Source organism: Haemophilus sp. SZY H53 (genome assembly GCF_054332375.1).
Genome location: NZ_JBTGNV010000015.1, coordinates 1 through 16483 on the forward strand (window position 1 = coordinate 1; position 16483 = coordinate 16483).

The following is a 16483-nucleotide window of genomic DNA, read 5'->3' on the forward strand; positions in this document are numbered from 1 at the left end:
AAAGAATATTCTCAAACTCGAAAGTGATTTAAGAATATAGCTTACTTTTTTCTCTGTATATATAGACAAAAAGCCTGAAGATTTTACACTTTTTGAGCAAAAAAGCAAGCCACAAGCCCATTTCAACTTGAGAAATTCACCATAAAAAATGACCGCACTTCATCACAAAGTGCGGCCAAATTTTCATTCATTTATTGAATTAATAAACCCCTTGCGCCAACATTGCATCAGCCACTTTCACAAAGCCTGCAACATTTGCCCCGACAACATAGTTGATGTTTGCTTGACCAGCGACAGTGCCATATTTTTTACAGTTTGCATGAATATCTAACATGATACGATGAAGCTGTTTATCCACCTCTTCAGCCGTCCAATACAAACGTTGTGAGCTCTGTGCCATTTCTAAACCAGAGGTTGCTACACCACCGGCATTTGCTGCTTTACCTGGGCCAAATAACACGCCCGCCTCTAAAAATGCCTCTGTTGCTTCAATTGTGGTTGGCATATTAGCGCCTTCAGCAACTAATTTCACGCCATTTGCAATTAAGGTTTTAGCGTCTGCAATCTCTAATTCATTTTGGGTTGCACAAGGAAGCGCAATATCCGCTTTCACTTCCCAAGGGCGTTTACCTGCAAAATATTGTAAATCAAACTGTTCCGCAAATTCTTGAACGCGACCACGTTTTACATTTTTGAGCTCCAATAACGCAGCTAATTTTTCACGGTCAAAACCTTCTGGCAAATACACATAACCTGCTGAGTCAGAACAAGTTACCACTTTCGCACCGAGCTCCATCGCTTTTTCAATGGCATATTGCGCCACGTTACCCGAGCCAGAAACTAAAACGGTTTTACCTTGGAAGCAATCCCCTTTTTCAGCGAGCATTGCTTGTGCGAAATACACCAAACCATAACCCGTCGCTTCAGGGCGAATTAAACTTCCACCGAATGAAAGACCACGCCCCGTAAACACACAAGCAGCTTGGTTTGATAATTTTTTCATATAGCCTGCAAGATAGCCGACTTCACGGCCACCTACACCGATATCGCCTGCCGGCACATCGGTATCCGGCCCTACATGACGATAAAGTTCTGCCATTAACGCTTGGCAAAAACGCATGACTTCTGCATCTGATTTACCTTTAGGATCAAAATCTGAACCACCTTTCGCACCGCCCATTGGCAATGTGGTTAAGGCATTTTTAAATATCTGTTCAAAGCCTAAGAATTTTAAAATCGATAAGTTAACGGATGGATGGAAACGCATTCCGCCTTTATATGGACCAATTGCGCTGTTGAATTGAATACGGAAAGCTCGGTTTACTTGAACTTGACCTTTATCATCAGTCCACGCCACACGGAACTGAAATGCGCGCTCAGGTTCAACTAAACGCTCTAATAAAGCTTCTGAACGGTATTTAGGATTTGCTTCCAAGAAAGGCCAGATTGAAGTAAACACTTCACGAACGGCTTGTAAAAACTCAGGTTGGTGGCCATCACGTTGAGCCACTTTTTCGAGAAATTCGTCTAAGGATGCTACTGCTGACATAGGATTTTCCTTCTAGTAGTGAGTATGATGTGTGTAAAATTATTTTATTTCACCGTCTTCTTACGGTGTGCCTCCAATATAGCAATGGAAAAATCAATTTAGCAACAGTTTTTTTATAGAAAAAATGAAGAAAAAATAAAAAACGAGAAAATATTCAATATTTTCTCGTTTCTATTAGATAAGATCTAAAATCAGCATCTAAGCTAACACTTCAACTTAAAAAGTCCTTATTTATTTTTACCTTCTAAGTAAAGCCACTCTGCAACCTGCTTCGCAAAGTACGTTAAGATACCATCTGCACCCGCACGTTTAAAACAAAGCAATGATTCCATAATGCATTCTTTTTCTTTTAACCAACCATTTTGAATAGCTGCCATATGCATCGCGTATTCGCCAGAAACTTGGTAAGCAAAAGTCGGCACGCCGAAATACTCTTTCACGCGATAGACCATATCCAAATATGGCATACCTGGTTTTACCATCACCATATCCGCACCTTCTTGTAAATCAAGTGCGACTTCTTGCAAGCCCTCATTGCCATTTGCCGGATCAAGTTGGTAAGTTTTCTTATCGCCACCTTTCAGATTACCCGCAGAACCGACTGCATCACGGAATGGACCATAGTAATTAGACGCATATTTCGCTGAGTATGCCATAATTTGCGTGTTGATATGACCATTCTCTTCCAACGCCTGACGAATACGACTAATACGTCCATCCATCATATCACTCGGCGCCACAATATCAGCACCTGCTTCAGCGTGTGAAACAGCCTGTTTAATCAGGATATCTGTTGTGATATCGTTTAAGACATAGCCTTCTTCATCAATGATCCCATCTTGTCCGTGTAATGTATAAGGATCGAGTGCGACATCTGTTAACACACCTAATTCTGGATAAGCGCCTTTTAATGCTCTCACTGCTCGCTGTACCAAACCATTTGGGTTAAACGCTTCATCTGCCATTAAAGATTTTTTATCTTGCTCAACCACAGGGAATAATGCGATCACTGGCACACCGTATTTCACCAAAAGGCCTGCTTCAATTAATAATTGATCGATCGTTAAACGTTCAACTTTAGGCATTGAAGGCACTGGTTCACGATGATTTTCGCCTTCAATAATAAATACTGGATAAATTAAATCATTAGCTGTTAAGGTATTTTCTGCCACTAAACGACGGCTAAAATCATGTTTACGTAAACGACGAAGACGACGGGTTGGGAAACCGCCTAAAATTTGTTGAGTCATAATAATATTCCTGTTTTTTATGATGTTAAAAGGGCGTATCACCTACGCCCATTTTCTTAATCTTTGTGATTTAAATCAGCCTGATTTTCTACCGCACTTTCTTCATCCGTTGTCTCTTCTTCATTCTCTTTCGGTTGATAGAAACGAGCAACTAACAAGCCTAATTCAAATAAAAGGCACATCGGTACAGCGAGTAAAGTTTGAGAGAAAACGTCTGGTGGCGTTAAGATCATGCCAACAAAGAATGCTCCCACAATAATATAAGGACGTTTTGCCGCCAATGCTTTCGTGGTTGTGACACCTGTCCAGCAAAGCAAAATAATAGCAACGGGTACTTCAAAACACACACCAAATGCCAAGAATAACGCTAGCGCAAAATCAAGGTAACTACTGATATCTGTGGCGATAGCCACCCCTTCCGGTGCAGTTTGGGTAAAGAAACTAAACACAAAAGGGAAAACAATATAATAAGCAAATGCTACACCCCAATAGAATAAAACTGTACTGGAAAATAATAACGGATAAATTAAACGTTTTTCATGTTGATACAGCGCCGGTGCAACAAACGCCCAAATTTGATAAAGCAAATAAGGCACCGAAATAAACACCGATACAATCGCAGTTAATTTAATTGGTGTAAAGAAAGGCGTTTGGATATTGGTGGCAATCATGGTTGCGCCTTTTGGCATCACAGCCGTTAAAGGTGCAGCAACAAAATGATAAATATCATTAGAAAAATAAACCAACGCCACAAAAACCACTAAAATACAAATTACACAACGTAATAAGCGGTTTCTGAGTTCAACAAGATGGGTAATTAGCGGTTGGGAATCGTCCGTCGTATTGCTCATAATTATTCTCTAGGACTTAGCTTCAGATTTAGGTGCTGGTTGCAGTTCCACATCATCCGGCGAATAGTAATCAGATAAACGCTCGGTTAATTCAGCTTGTTCATGGGCTTCAAGTGCGGTCAAATCTACTTCTGTTTTTTCAAGTTCTGAAACTTCAGCAAGTTCATTCTCTACATGCTCTGTCGATGTTGTTTCAGCCAAATTTTCAGCCGCACTTTTAATTTCTTTAATTTGCTCTTCGACCGTTGTGCCCGCAGCAGCCGCTTTTTCTTCTAGCTCTGCACGCATTTTTTGAGCTTGCTCTTTTAGCTCTTCAACGGTTTTACTTAAGTCTGGGGAAAGCTGTTTTAGATTCAGTTGTTCCGCTTTCTTGATGCTATCTTGCAATTCTTGCAATTTAAGCTCTTGTTTTAATTCATTTTGAACATTAGCTGCCAACCCACGGATCGTTTTCACCCAGCCCATTACCGTGCGAATAGCCACAGGTAAACGCTTAGGGCCTAGTACTACTAAGCCCACAAGCATCAATAAAACAAGTTCGGAAAAACCAATATCAAACACGGTTATGCCTGTTCTTTATCTTTTACAGTTTCAGTTTTTTCAGCGGTTGTTGTACCGTCTTTAATTTGAGTAAATTCCGCATCTTTTTTCGGTTCATCGTCAGACATCGCCTTTTTAAAGCCTTTTACTGCTGCACCGAGATCAGAGCCCGCATTACGTAATTTTTTCGTCCCAAATACTAATAAAATCACGACTAATAAAATAATCATTTGTGCTGGGGATAAACCAAACATAGAAAAACTCCGTTAGAATTAAATTGAAAATTTGGGCTTGAATATACTCTTTTTATGCATTTGTCTCAAGAGGTAATTTTAAAAGTGCGGTCAAAAAATAATGTTATTTTCAACCGCACTTTATTCTTATTATTCAGCCAGTTCTGTTTGCTCGTGTGCCATCAATTCTTGACCCACATCGTCGAGCAAACTTAAGTAACGTTCATAATGTTTCAACATATCCGCAATTAATTCATCTTGATCCATATATTGCACATCATAACCCACTCGACCATCAAAGAAGTAAGTGTATGGCTCATAAGTCATACTATGCTGGATATGTGGCAAGTTATCGTCATTAATTAATTGCTCTGACACCTCACGACCGATAGATTTCACCCCATACATAAAGTCTCGCATCAAATCTTTCTGAATGACTAACTCGACTGCAGGTTCATCTTGATCAAATAGCGTGTTAATTTGTACGCTTAAGTCATATTTGCCAATCAACTCTTGACGTAATTCACGCATAGCCGGTAAAACCGTATGTTTAAGGAAACGTAAAATATCTTTTTCTTGCGTTTGGTTCATCATTTGTTCCAAACGTTCTTTCCACTTATCACCTGTCCAGAAAATACTGGTTGGATTAACTTTGGTATCAAAATATTTTTTATCTGCACTCAAGCCTTTCCATAAACTAAAGCACATCAGTAACATCAACATCGCAAAAGGTAATGCTACCAACAAGGTCATTGCCTGCAGGTTTGCCAAACCACCCGATTGCATTAAAACAATCGCGACGACTGACATTAATACACCCCACATTACGGCCTGCCAACGAGGTGCTGCAAGGCTTTTATCGCGTGATGCAATGTTATTTAATACATAAATACCGGAGTCTGCCGAGGTGATAAAGAATAAAGAAATCACCACCAAACTCACTAAACCGGTCACACCAGAAAGCGGTAAATAATCTAAGAATTTAAAAAGCAACGTTTCAGGCGAGGAAATCATTTGTCCTAACGTACCTGCAGCTTCCCCATCATTCAACCAAATGGCCGTATTACCAAATACAGTAAACCATAAGATGCCGAACATGCTAGGAATCACCAACACACCGAAAATAAATTCGCGAATGGTACGCCCTTTTGAGATACGCGCAATAAATAAACCTACAAATGGCGCCCAAGAACACCACCACGCCCAATACAGAATGGTCCAACCGCTAAACCAGCCAGTATGTTCTTGTTCATAAACATAGGTTTTGAAGCTTAATTGGACTAAGTTGCTGAGATAAGTTCCGATGTTGTCGCTAAAAGCGGATAACAAATAAAGTGTTGGCCCCGCCACTAATACGAAAATCAACAAACAGAAAGCTAATGTTAAATTCAGCTCACTTAAGATTTTTACCCCTTTTCCTACACCAGAAATCGCGGAAAATGTAGCTAAACTCATCACCACAGCAATCACAACAATTTGCAAGCTGAAGCTATTTTCGCTAATCCAGCCTAATTGATGTAAGCCTGCCCCCAATTGAGAAGCACCGAAACCTAACGTTGTGATAATACCGAATAAGGTAGCAAGTAGCGCCATAATGTCGATAAGATCGCCTAACTTGCCATTAATACGCTCTTTCAATAACGGATAGAAACAAGAACGCAATGCTAAAGGTAATTTGTAACGGAATCCAAAGTAAGCTAATGCCAACGCAATCGTGCCATACACCGCCCAGGCATGAATTCCCCAGTGGAATAAGGTGTGTAACAAAGCTTCTTGTTGCTTATGCTCTGCGCTGCCTGTGGTAATATCAGATAAGTAATGCGTCAATGGCTCTGCAACACCAAAGAACATCAACCCTACCCCCATGCCGGCAGCAAATAACATCGACAACCAAGAGAGAAAACCGAATTCAGGCTCTTCTTCATCATTGCCTAATTTGATATTACCTAGGCTACTGACTGATAAAATGACTAAAAAGCCCAAAAATACTGAGAATGCTAATACGTAAAACCAACTAAAGTTAGCAAAAATGCCCGATTTGGCGGCATTTAATAAAGTTTGCGTTTGTTCAGGTGCGATTAAAATCATCGCGACAAGTAACACCACAAAAAATAACGTTGCACCAATCACTAAAGGATTGAACGACGTTTGCTTTTCCATAAATTTAGATAAAGACAACGCTTTCCCCTTAAAAATTAAGTGAATAAAAATAAAATCAGATTAAATAAAACAAGGCCTTAAGCCCTAAATGGTGCGATGGAACCATCGCAAATAACAGCACGGAGAAGTGCGATTTTGAAGGAAACGCTCAGTAGGATTTGAGTGGATTGTTTCCAAAAGTGCATTTATGGTATCAAAAAATACCAATTGTTTCAAATTAGGAAAATATTGATGGTATTTAATTTAAGTAGTATTTTTAACTGATATAATGAATTACAAAACTTGCTCAAACAAGACAGTAAAAGAAAACGTTTTATTTAATGTGTTGTAGATAAAACAATTTCTTAATGCAGCTTCAGTAAGCTTATCAAACGTCTGATCATCTAAATCAGATGAAATAAAAATTTTAATTTTACAATCGGTTATGTGTGGAGGTTCATCATAACCATGCACACCAAGTAAGGTTAAAGGATTGGCTAGATTGAGCCAAATTTTTCCTTCCATTTCCACAATATCGGCACGTTGTTGAGCAAAATGTGCTTTTACACTACTCAAAATGCCACCTAAAATAGAAACAGCAAAATAATCTACCGCACTTTTCTGTAACGATTGGTTATCAAAATTGACTTGTGAATAGAGAGAAATGTTGTCATTCGGAGTGAATAATTTAATTTCTTCTCCGCGTAATACGGCTCGATATTTAGCTGTAAAACATTCACTTTCAGGTACGTTATACATAACGTTCCCTCAATATTAATTTTGCTTCATTTAATACCTTAAGTTTGGCTTCAATAATGTCAAATCCATTTAAAGGGCGGTTGGAAAAAGTAGCAAATCCACAATCTGGATTTAGCCAAATTTGCTCTGGTGGAAGGAAGTTTAAGGCTTTTTCTGCCCGTTGAACAATCTGCGCTACGGTTTCTACCTCATCAGAACGAGGATTAATGACGCCTAAGCCTAAAATACATTTTTGTCTTAAGATTTTACTTTCTAATAACGAACTTAATTCTCCAGCTCTTGGCGTAGAAAATTCGAGCATTAAAATATCAGGTAATGCCGATTCAAATAAATCCACTAATGACGTATAAGGTCCGCGTAGTAATACACTCTCATCTTTGCTCCAGTTACCACGGCATACATGTAATGCGGTTTTGATATTTTTATTTCTTGCATACTCAAAGATTTGAGTAATTAAACTTTTCGCAAACTGTAGTTCCGCTGCAAAATCTTGTTTTTCGCTTAACGCGGCACACATAAATGAACGTGTTTGATGATGGCTAAAAATAACTTCTGTCAAAACAGGCTCATCAAATTGAACTACACTTACACCTAGCTCACACAAATGATCAATTTCTTGCTTTAATATAGCTACAACATCCTTCGCCATTTCTTCTTTTGATGAATAATGTAGCCCTGACACAGACGAAAGCCACATGGATCGAGCCATTAAGTAAGGCCCTGGCAAGGTTGCTTTAATTGGTTGCTTGGTTAGATTTTTTAGTAGTAGCATTTCATCTGCTACTAAAGATTGTTTGTAGCTGATTTTTCCCACGCCAATAGCATTTTTTATGGAAAGTGCGGGAACATCCAAGGTTTCTAGCATTGACTCAAAAATTTGCTTTTCTTTAATGTGATCGAGCATTTCACTCATGCTCATCAAGATTGCGCCTTGAATTTTTTGTGCAATAAAAGAAAGGTAATTGTCGCGAAGTAATTCGCCACTCGTGATAATATCAATGCCAGTACGTTGTTGAAGTTCGACAATTTGTTTTGTTTCTTGAACAACGATTTGCTTAAGCTCTGTTGTGGTTATTTTACCGAGTACGTGCTTTTTACGCGCCATCAAAAGTGCTTGACTACGAGGCATTGAGCCTAAAAGGGAAGTTGTGAAAAGTTCCATAGAAAATCCACAATGATGGGCGTTTATTACACGCCCATCATGATATATCAATCTTAAAAGAATTTTAAATATTCATTGGCAGCTTGTAATTGAGCAAAACCTTCTGTTCTACCCGCAACCCAACGTTTTAATCCTTCCAAATCCATCATTTCTTTATGTTCTGGATTGTTATAATCCATTTTGAACAAGGTTTCGGTGAATGCATTGAATTTGGTTTCATCTAATCCCACGCGCCCACTAAAAATACAATGGTCAAATGATGGTGTTTTTGCGAGTACTCGAACTGTTGCAGGATCGAGCGTACCATCTTTTGTCCAACGTTCAAAATTGAAATCTAACATCCATGTTGCCGCAACTTGGCGAGCTTTTAATGCATTGGCTGCATCTAATTCACCGCCTACATGATCACCGTGTAAACCAACACCCACATCAAAGCGTTTTTCTACATAATCTTGACCAAATTCCAAGCCATGTTGATGTAAAAACTCGATTGGAATTAACCGCGCTTGTGGGGAATCAATCGCACCAAAAGCTATAGTTTTATTTTTTAAATCTTCAATAGATTGTATAGTTGGATCATTAACAACTAAATAGCTTTGACGATCTTGGTCGGTATCACGCATTGCACCATTTAAAGTTTTACCAGCACTACGCAAGTAACCATCTAACCAAGCAAGGGGAGAGTTCCACGCCACATCAATTTCATTATTGAGTAACGCATCAACTTGTCCTTTGTAGTCTTTGAAATAGACTGGCTCAATAGGGAAACCTTCTTTTTCGAAAAAGTCTGCAATAATGCCCCAAATAACTGTCACTTGTGGGGCGTAGATTACCGCCCCGATTTTTAATTTCTCACTCATTTTTCACCACTCTTTATGGAATTTGTTGACCTGTAATGGCTTTACCTAACCAAATATTTAGCACATCGACACTTGGCGCCATTACTTGGCTTGCTAATGCATCACGTAAATAGCGTTCCATTGGCCCCATTTTGTTATAAGCCTTGCCACCGCCAATACGCATACCAATTTGAGCAAGAGTAATAGCGTTTTCGCTCGCAAGAATACGGGCTGCTAATAATTTAGCTAATGCATCTGCATCACCTTCTGTGGCTGCACGAGCCGCATCTCGCGTAGCGCATACTGCAGCATTCGTGTTTGCATAGATTTTGGCTAAATGAATTTGCACGGTTTCAATTTCTGCTAATGCAGTGCCCGATGTGTATTTACGGTGTGTTGAATGTTTAATTGCCTCGGTAAGCACAGCTTTACATACGCCACTATAGACAGCTGCTAAACCACAAATAAAGGCTGGTGCAATGCCACCAAATACTTGTTCTGCGCCTGCGCCAACTTCGCCAATACGCCAGCTACGATCTAATGGCATATCGGTCATTCGCATAAAGCAAGAGACATTGCTACGCATACCTAAGCCATTCCAGCTATCAGCTTCAAAAGTTAGGCCTTGAGTACCAAGTGGAAGCACCCAGTTATCAATAGTTTCACCATTTTCAGAAGGTAAAAGGGCTAAATAATAAGAAGCATAATTTCCTGATGTCACCATGGATTTTAAGCCATTGAAGACTGCATGTTCAGCATTGAATTGTGCGATTGCATCGGTGATATAGAAGTGAGTTCCTGTGCCTAACTCACTATAGGCGAGTGCAGCAAAGGTTTGATTTTGAACAATGTCAGAAAAGATTTTTTGTTTGAGTTGATCGCTACCAAATAGATTTAAACAATTCACTGCAACGTTACTCATCATATAACAGAGACCGGCAGAGGCTGAACTTTCAGCTAACGCCATACAGACTTCAGCATGTTCTTTCAGGGTTAACCCCATTCCACCATATTCTTTGGGAATTAAAAGTGAAAACCAACCGCCTTTACCTAATTCCTTAAATGCCTGAACAGGAAATTCTTTTTTTTGATCGAGTTCGTCTGCGTAAGGCTCAATAAACTGTTCCGCTAACTTTCTCACCTGAGTATAGATTTGCGACATAATATATCCTTATTTTGTGTTGAGAAAAACTTTCTACGAGGTCGATATTATTATGCGCTATTTCTTTTTTCTAGTATTTAATTCAAAATAATTTCAGTAATGTGATGTGGATCATGATTTTTTAGACCGTGAAGATTCACGGGGAAAAAGTGCGGTCAGAAAAATCTCTAAATTTCTGACCGCACTTTGAGCTAATAGTATTCATATGAGTTTATAATTATTGAGCTTGGATGATTAACATTATCAAATTCTTCAATCTTCACCACATTACCATGATCATCCACCGTATTTTTCCAACGCTTTATGGAAGATACACTACCATCACCAAATCCATAAGGCGGAAAGTCTTCAAGTTTGATCGGATATCCATTTACATCAAAAGTTCTTACCACTTTTCCACCATGCATGTATTCTGTTTGTTCAACTAATTTGCCATCAACATATTTATTGGTATATTTGGTAGATTCATTATTAAAAAGCTCATTTCTAATTTCTACAAGATTGCCCTGTTCATCATAATGATGACTATATTTATTCATGCCATTTTCAAGTTTTTCGCACCTTTCCTCACAAGACTCATCTTCCGTTTTTTCAATGATGAGCAATCCATTTTTATCATAAGTATTTTCAGATATGATCCTATCAAGCATACCTTTCGCTTTATACTTATGGATTACTGTCAATGAATTATCAGCATTCGTGTGATAAAGATATTCGATAGCATCATTATCACCTTCTATAAAAGATTTAATCAAACGTCCTTTTTCATCATACACAAAGTTTTGTATCTGAGCGAAATTCCCTAATGTTTCTTCTTTAGTTTTAAATCCCCGCGGATTAAAAAAAGTAATCTTATGCTCCAAAATCGAAGAATCCTTGGGATCGATCAATTTCATTTCCCATTTTTTTACAGGGCCTTTCAAATTTAATAAGGCTAAGTCTGTTTTCATCTGTGCAAAAACAGCCGTATAACATAAGGTCAGAATACATCCGAATATAATACGTCGCATAAAAACTCCGGTTAGCAAAATAATTAAAAAGTGCGGTCAGAAAAAACGTTAAATTTCTGACCGCACTTTGTTAGGTGTTGATTAAATTCGTTCTTCGATAATGCCGCCACCTAAGCAGACTTCATCAAGATAAAATACCGCTGATTGACCTGGTGTGACCGCGGCTTGCGGTTCGTCAAAAATTACTCGAATACAATCGTCATCAATCGGCTCAACCAAACAAGCAATATCCGTTTGACGATAACGAGTTTTCACGGTGCAACGGAACGCCTCACGCACGGGTTCGCGATTTACCCAGTGGAGCTGTTTGGCAATTAAGCCTTTGGAGAACAAGCGTGGATGATCATGTCCTTGTGCCACAATCAATTCATTGTTTTCGACATCTTTATCCACTACATACCAAGCTTCATCACCAGCATTTTTTAATCCACCGATACCCAGCCCTTTACGTTGCCCGAGCGTGTGGTACATCAAGCCTTCATGGCGACCAATAATCTCGCCATCTACAGTACGGATATCACCCGGTTGTGCAGGCAAATAACGCGCCAAGAAATCTTTAAATTTACGCTCACCAATAAAACAAATACCCGTAGAATCTTTTTTCTTCGCAGTAATTAAACCTAAATCTTCCGCAATAGCACGTACAATCGGCTTTTCAATTTCACCTACAGGGAAAAGGCTTTGGCCTACCTGATTTTTACTCAAGGTGTAAAGAAAATAACTTTGATCTTTGTTGCTATCTAAACCCCGCAATAGTTCAGCCTGATCATCTGCCCCGCGACGACGCACATAATGGCCGGTAGCAATATAATTAGCACCTAAATCTTCTGCCGCATATTCTAAGAAAGCTTTAAATTTAATTTCTTTATTGCACAAAATATCTGGGTTTGGCGTACGACCAGCTTTGTATTCTGTTAAGAAATGTTCAAACACGTTATCCCAATATTCTGCCGCAAAATTGATTTTATGTAGCTTAATACCTAGCTTGTCACATACTGCTTGCGCATCAGCAAGATCCGCTGCGGCTGTACAATAATCGGTATCGTCATCTTCTTCCCAGTTTTTCATAAACAGGCCTTCCACTTGGTAGCCTTGTTGTTGAAGAATAAAGGCAGACACCGAAGAATCTACCCCGCCGGACATACCGCAAATGACTTTTTTAGTGGAATTTTCGGCAAGTTGTTCTGCAGAGAATTTCGGAAAATGTTTTTCGTAGGTTTGTGATTTCATAGTTTAGTAATAAATGTTCCACTAAATAAATAATTGGGCATTCTACCGCAAATCAAGTAAGAGTAAAAATGCCCGACAATTTCGGGCTCTTTCATACAGGTTACGGCATGATCACTTCATTGAACGTCGAGAAGTTACCGTTTTCCCTCCAATCCCCCAGTTATCCATATCGACTTCGTCAATAACCACCACTGTCGTTTCGGGATTTTTGTTTAACACTTTCTGTAATAAATGGGTGACACCTTCAATTAACTCTGCTTTTTGTTTAGCTGTCGGCGCCTCTGCTCCACCGGTCACTTTAATATTGACATAGGGCATACTGTTCTCTCATCACAACGTTAAATGGAACTACTTCACTTCATAAAATTGCGAATCATCGTCTTTCTTCGCAAATTTTTGTTCGTACTCAGCTTTGGCATTTTCATCACCAGCATCTAATTTTTCTTGTAAAGTGTCGCAAGGTTTATCGCAGTCACAGGCTTTGGCAATACCGAGTGATGAAAGTCCGCCACAGCTGCCTTTTAAGGCTTGCTTTTTAAAGATAAAGCCTACTGACATCAATACGATGATTGCCACAAAAGCTAATAGAGTAAAAAATAACGTTTGCATGATTATTCCTTATTTTCGAGTAATTTTTGGAAGGCTGAGGACATTTTCGTTTCAAAGCCTTGTTCCGTTTTCATGATTAAATACACTGGAATATTTTCTTTCTCGGCCACTTCAAGTGCTTTATTTTCACCGAGTACAAATAAACCTGTAGATAAGCCATCAGCCGTCATCGAACTTGGTGCAAGCACGGTAATTGAGGCTAAATGATGCTGAATTGGATAGCCGGTTTTCGGGTCAATTTCATGAGCAAAACGTTGGCCATTTTCCTCAAAATAAATACGGTAATCGCCTGAAGTGGCCATCGCCATATTATTTAACCCAATCACTTCTTGGACTGCTCTTTCACCCGTATTATTCGGTTTTTCAATAGCGATTTGCCAGGCTTTATTCTCAGGATTTTTACCTTTAGCGCGAATTTCCCCGCCAATTTCCACCATATAATTTTGCACGTGGTGTTGCTCTAAGACATCCGCAACTTGATCCACGCCAAAGCCCTTAGCAATAGATGACAAATCAATATAAACCTGCGGTACTGCTTTACTTAATGTTGGGGTTTTACCGCTCATATCAAGGTGAATTTTATCAATTCCCACCCAACTTTGACGTTCAGCAAGTTGCTCTGGGGTTGGTTTACGTTCTGGGCGTTTTTCTGGGCCAAATCCCCATAAATTCACTACAGGTCCTACCGTCACATCCAATGAACCTTCAGTAACCTGATTTAAACGGATCGCTTCTTGTAATACTTTGGCAAAGTCCGCAGAAATTTCAATTGGCGTATTCACTTGTGTATTTTGATTAAAGCGACTTAATTCGGAATCTTTAATGTAAGTGGACATTTTCTGATTCACATCTTTTAAAACCACTTCAATTTGCTCATGTGTTTTTTGTGCGTTTTTGCTAACAGAATCATCTTCAATGTAGCGGATATGGTAAGTGGTTCCCATGGTTTTACCGCTAAGTGAAATAATTTCGGGATCTTTCTTACACGCACTTAATGAACAAGCTAGGACGACAGCAATCAACCCGCTTAATACTTTTTTCATCTATTCCTTCCTAAATATATGAATTACAAGCAAACCGACTCTTCCATCAGCTTGCCTGTAATCCATCTTAAATATTGACCGCACTTCATCACAAAGTGCGGTCAGTTTTAATGATGTTTTGATTAACTAAAATCAACCACCGAAGTCATCTAATAAGATATTTTCATCTTCAACACCGAGGTCTTTCAACATTTTGATGACCGCCGCGTTCATCACCGGAGGTCCACACATGTAGTATTCACAATCTTCTGGTGCTTCATGATTTTTCAAGTAGTTTTCATAAAGTACGTTGTGAATAAAGCCGGTGTAACCTGTCCAGTTATCTTCTGGTAACGGATCAGATAATGCCACGTGCCATGTAAAGTTAGGATTTTCTGCTTGAAGCTGATCAAAATCTTCTACATAGAACATTTCACGTTTAGAACGTGCACCATACCAGAATGACATTTTACGTTTAGAGTGTAAACGTTTTAATTGGTCAAAGATATGAGAACGCATTGGTGCCATACCCGCACCACCACCGATGAATACCATCTCATTATCGGTTTCTTTCGCGAAGAACTCACCGAATGGACCAGAAATTGTCACTTTATCACCTGGTTTTAATGACCAAATGTAAGAAGACATTTGACCTGGAGGCGCATCAGGTTGACGTGGTGGAGGCGTTGCAATACGCACGTTAAGCATAATGATGCCTTTCTCTTCTGGATATGAAGCCATTGAGTAAGCACGAACAATATGCTCATCCACTTTAGACACGTAACGCCATAAATCGTATTTGTCCCAATCTTCGTGGTATTCTTCTGGGATATCAAAATCTTTATAGTAAACCGTATGCGGTTCGGCTTCAATTTGGATATAACCACCTGCACGGAAAGGTACTTCCTCACCTTCAGGAATCGCTAATTTAAGCTCTTTAATAAAGGTAGCTTTGTTATCATTAGAAATAACGGTACATTCCCATTTTTTCACGCCGAAGATTTCTTCTGGAAGTTCAACGTCCATATTGCCTTTTACATTCACTTGGCAAGCTAAACGATAACCTTCTTTTGCTTCACGTTTATTAATGTGAGAAAGTTCGGTTGGGAGAATTTCACCACCGCCACTTTTCACTTTCACCACACATTGACCACAAGAGCCACCACCACCACAAGCAGAAGAAACGAAAATACCTTTACTTGCTAATGCACCAAGCAATTTACCACCAGCAGGTAAGGTGATCGCTTTTTCAGGATCGTCATTAATAGTAATGGTGATATCACCAGAATCCACTAATTTTGATTTAGCGAATAAAATAATCGCAACGAGCACTAAAAGGATAACCGTAAATGCCGCAACACCTAATAATAAAATTGAAGATTCGCTCATTTATGCCTCCTTATAACTGAATACCAGAGAATGACATAAAGCCAAGCGCCATCAAGCCTGCAGTGATAAAGGTAATCCCTAATCCTTTTAAGCCTGCCGGTACATCGGCATATTTCATTTTTTCGGTTAAACCTGCAAGCGCAACGATTGCTAACATCCAACCAAGCCCTGCACCCACACCATAAACTGCAGATTCTGCAAAAGTGTATTCACGTTGTACCGCAAAAGATACACCACCAAAGATCGCACAGTTTACGGCGATAAGTGGAAGGAAGATACCTAATGCGTTATAAAGTGCAGGGAAGAATTTATCTAAAGTCATTTCAAGAATTTGAACGATACCTGCGATAATCCCGATAAACGTAATAAAGCTTAAGAAGGATAAATCTACCCCTTCAACTAAGGCGCTATCTTTTAACACATGTTCGAACACAAATTGGTTCGCCGGCACCGCAATACCAAGTACCACTGTTACCGCAACACCAAGGCCAAACGCCGTAGAAACTTTCTTAGAAACTGCAAGGAAAGTACACATCCCTAGGAAGAAAGAAAGCGCCATATTTTCAATGAAGATCGCCTTCACAAATAGGCTAATATAATGTTCCATTGATTATTTCTCCTGTTGCTCAGGTTTCCACGTTCTTAAGCCCCAAATGATGAAACCGATAATAAAGAACGCACTTGGTGCAAGAAGGAATAAACCGTTTGGTTGATACCAACCGCCGTCTTGAATCGTTTG

General features: G+C 39.3%; 17 protein-coding genes and 1 pseudogene. All 18 read right to left on the reverse strand.

Annotated elements, in window-relative coordinates; all coding sequences use genetic code 11:
- Positions 1 to 199: 199 nt before the first annotated feature.
- Positions 200 to 1549 carry an NADP-specific glutamate dehydrogenase gene (gdhA, locus tag ACXVWB_RS10815; protein ID WP_289902522.1) on the reverse strand — a complete coding sequence of 450 codons (1350 nt, stop codon included), beginning with the start codon at positions 1547 to 1549 and terminating at the stop codon, positions 200 to 202.
- Positions 1550 to 1776: 227 nt separating this feature from the next.
- The gene (hemB, locus tag ACXVWB_RS10820; RefSeq protein WP_289902521.1) at positions 1777 to 2799 is read right to left on the reverse strand and encodes a porphobilinogen synthase; all 1023 of its coding nucleotides are present in this window, start codon (positions 2797 to 2799) and stop codon (positions 1777 to 1779) included.
- A 56-nt stretch (positions 2800 to 2855) separates the two neighbouring features.
- Positions 2856 to 3650, reverse strand: coding sequence for a twin-arginine translocase subunit TatC (gene tatC / locus ACXVWB_RS10825; protein WP_297570100.1), 795 nt, complete (start codon positions 3648 to 3650; stop codon positions 2856 to 2858).
- A gap of 9 nt (positions 3651 to 3659) precedes the next feature.
- Positions 3660 to 4211 (reverse strand): Sec-independent protein translocase protein TatB, encoded by a 552-nt coding sequence (gene tatB, locus ACXVWB_RS10830; RefSeq protein ID WP_289902519.1) that lies wholly within the window; start codon positions 4209 to 4211, stop codon positions 3660 to 3662.
- Positions 4212 to 4213: 2 nt separating this feature from the next.
- The gene (gene tatA, locus ACXVWB_RS10835; RefSeq protein ID WP_005695386.1) at positions 4214 to 4444 is read right to left on the reverse strand and encodes a twin-arginine translocase TatA/TatE family subunit; all 231 of its coding nucleotides are present in this window, start codon (positions 4442 to 4444) and stop codon (positions 4214 to 4216) included.
- Positions 4445 to 4573: 129 nt separating this feature from the next.
- Positions 4574 to 6601, reverse strand: coding sequence for a BCCT family transporter (locus tag ACXVWB_RS10840; RefSeq protein ID WP_289902518.1), 2028 nt, complete (start codon positions 6599 to 6601; stop codon positions 4574 to 4576).
- A 255-nt stretch (positions 6602 to 6856) separates the two neighbouring features.
- Positions 6857 to 7321 carry an OsmC family protein gene (locus tag ACXVWB_RS10845; RefSeq protein WP_289902517.1) on the reverse strand — a complete coding sequence of 155 codons (465 nt, stop codon included), beginning with the start codon at positions 7319 to 7321 and terminating at the stop codon, positions 6857 to 6859.
- The gene (locus tag ACXVWB_RS10850; RefSeq protein ID WP_289902516.1) at positions 7314 to 8483 is read right to left on the reverse strand and encodes a cobalamin-independent methionine synthase II family protein; all 1170 of its coding nucleotides are present in this window, start codon (positions 8481 to 8483) and stop codon (positions 7314 to 7316) included. Before ACXVWB_RS10850 ends, ACXVWB_RS10845 begins: the two co-directional genes overlap by 8 nt.
- A 53-nt stretch (positions 8484 to 8536) precedes the next feature.
- On the reverse strand, positions 8537 to 9343 hold the full coding sequence (locus ACXVWB_RS10855) for a phosphate/phosphite/phosphonate ABC transporter substrate-binding protein (RefSeq protein ID WP_289902515.1): 807 nt from the start codon (positions 9341 to 9343) through the stop codon (positions 8537 to 8539).
- A 13-nt stretch (positions 9344 to 9356) separates the two neighbouring features.
- Positions 9357 to 10484 (reverse strand): acyl-CoA dehydrogenase family protein, encoded by a 1128-nt coding sequence (locus ACXVWB_RS10860; RefSeq protein ID WP_289902514.1) that lies wholly within the window; start codon positions 10482 to 10484, stop codon positions 9357 to 9359.
- Positions 10485 to 10675: 191 nt separating this feature from the next.
- Complete coding sequence (locus tag ACXVWB_RS10865; RefSeq protein WP_289902513.1) at positions 10676 to 11494, reverse strand: hypothetical protein; 819 nt, start codon at positions 11492 to 11494, stop codon at positions 10676 to 10678.
- An 81-nt stretch (positions 11495 to 11575) separates the two neighbouring features.
- Positions 11576 to 12724 (reverse strand): tRNA 2-thiouridine(34) synthase MnmA, encoded by a 1149-nt coding sequence (mnmA, locus tag ACXVWB_RS10870; protein WP_458485382.1) that lies wholly within the window; start codon positions 12722 to 12724, stop codon positions 11576 to 11578.
- Positions 12725 to 12835: 111 nt separating this feature from the next.
- The gene (locus ACXVWB_RS10875) at positions 12836 to 13042 is read right to left on the reverse strand and encodes a tautomerase family protein (protein WP_014064153.1); all 207 of its coding nucleotides are present in this window, start codon (positions 13040 to 13042) and stop codon (positions 12836 to 12838) included.
- 30 nt (positions 13043 to 13072) lie between these two features.
- Positions 13073 to 13333, reverse strand: a complete 261-nt coding sequence (gene nqrM / locus ACXVWB_RS10880) for a (Na+)-NQR maturation NqrM (protein WP_014064154.1) — start codon at positions 13331 to 13333, stop codon at positions 13073 to 13075.
- Between the two features lie 2 nt (positions 13334 to 13335).
- Positions 13336 to 14376 (reverse strand): FAD:protein FMN transferase, encoded by a 1041-nt coding sequence (locus tag ACXVWB_RS10885; RefSeq protein WP_458485383.1) that lies wholly within the window; start codon positions 14374 to 14376, stop codon positions 13336 to 13338.
- Between the two features lie 132 nt (positions 14377 to 14508).
- Positions 14509 to 15744 (reverse strand): NADH:ubiquinone reductase (Na(+)-transporting) subunit F, encoded by a 1236-nt coding sequence (gene nqrF, locus ACXVWB_RS10890; RefSeq protein WP_458485384.1) that lies wholly within the window; start codon positions 15742 to 15744, stop codon positions 14509 to 14511.
- Positions 15745 to 15754: 10 nt separating this feature from the next.
- Positions 15755 to 16351 (reverse strand): NADH:ubiquinone reductase (Na(+)-transporting) subunit E, encoded by a 597-nt coding sequence (gene nqrE / locus ACXVWB_RS10895; protein ID WP_458485385.1) that lies wholly within the window; start codon positions 16349 to 16351, stop codon positions 15755 to 15757.
- Between the two features lie 3 nt (positions 16352 to 16354).
- A pseudogene (locus ACXVWB_RS10900) lies at positions 16355 to 16483 on the reverse strand (NADH:ubiquinone reductase (Na(+)-transporting) subunit D); the annotation flags it as partial.

What these genes read in the sequence shown, in the direction of transcription:
- nqrM (WP_014064154.1), bottom strand. Translation starts at nt 13,333, where the DNA reads ATGCAAACGTTATTTTTTACTCTATTAGCTTTTGTGGCAATCATCGTA.
- nqrF (WP_458485384.1), bottom strand. Translation starts at nt 15,744, where the DNA reads ATGAGCGAATCTTCAATTTTATTATTAGGTGTTGCGGCATTTACGGTT.
- ACXVWB_RS10845 (WP_289902517.1), bottom strand. Translation starts at nt 7,321, where the DNA reads ATGTATAACGTACCTGAAAGTGAATGTTTTACAGCTAAATATCGAGCC.
- hemB (WP_289902521.1), bottom strand. Translation starts at nt 2,799, where the DNA reads ATGACTCAACAAATTTTAGGCGGTTTCCCAACCCGTCGTCTTCGTCGT.
- gdhA (WP_289902522.1), bottom strand. Translation starts at nt 1,549, where the DNA reads ATGTCAGCAGTAGCATCCTTAGACGAATTTCTCGAAAAAGTGGCTCAA.
- ACXVWB_RS10855 (WP_289902515.1), bottom strand. Translation starts at nt 9,343, where the DNA reads ATGAGTGAGAAATTAAAAATCGGGGCGGTAATCTACGCCCCACAAGTG.
- nqrE (WP_458485385.1), bottom strand. Translation starts at nt 16,351, where the DNA reads ATGGAACATTATATTAGCCTATTTGTGAAGGCGATCTTCATTGAAAAT.
- tatC (WP_297570100.1), bottom strand. Translation starts at nt 3,650, where the DNA reads ATGAGCAATACGACGGACGATTCCCAACCGCTAATTACCCATCTTGTT.
- ACXVWB_RS10875 (WP_014064153.1), bottom strand. Translation starts at nt 13,042, where the DNA reads ATGCCCTATGTCAATATTAAAGTGACCGGTGGAGCAGAGGCGCCGACA.
- tatA (WP_005695386.1), bottom strand. Translation starts at nt 4,444, where the DNA reads ATGTTTGGTTTATCCCCAGCACAAATGATTATTTTATTAGTCGTGATT.
- ACXVWB_RS10885 (WP_458485383.1), bottom strand. Translation starts at nt 14,376, where the DNA reads ATGAAAAAAGTATTAAGCGGGTTGATTGCTGTCGTCCTAGCTTGTTCA.
- ACXVWB_RS10865 (WP_289902513.1), bottom strand. Translation starts at nt 11,494, where the DNA reads ATGCGACGTATTATATTCGGATGTATTCTGACCTTATGTTATACGGCT.
- mnmA (WP_458485382.1), bottom strand. Translation starts at nt 12,724, where the DNA reads ATGAAATCACAAACCTACGAAAAACATTTTCCGAAATTCTCTGCAGAA.
- ACXVWB_RS10850 (WP_289902516.1), bottom strand. Translation starts at nt 8,483, where the DNA reads ATGGAACTTTTCACAACTTCCCTTTTAGGCTCAATGCCTCGTAGTCAA.
- ACXVWB_RS10860 (WP_289902514.1), bottom strand. Translation starts at nt 10,484, where the DNA reads ATGTCGCAAATCTATACTCAGGTGAGAAAGTTAGCGGAACAGTTTATT.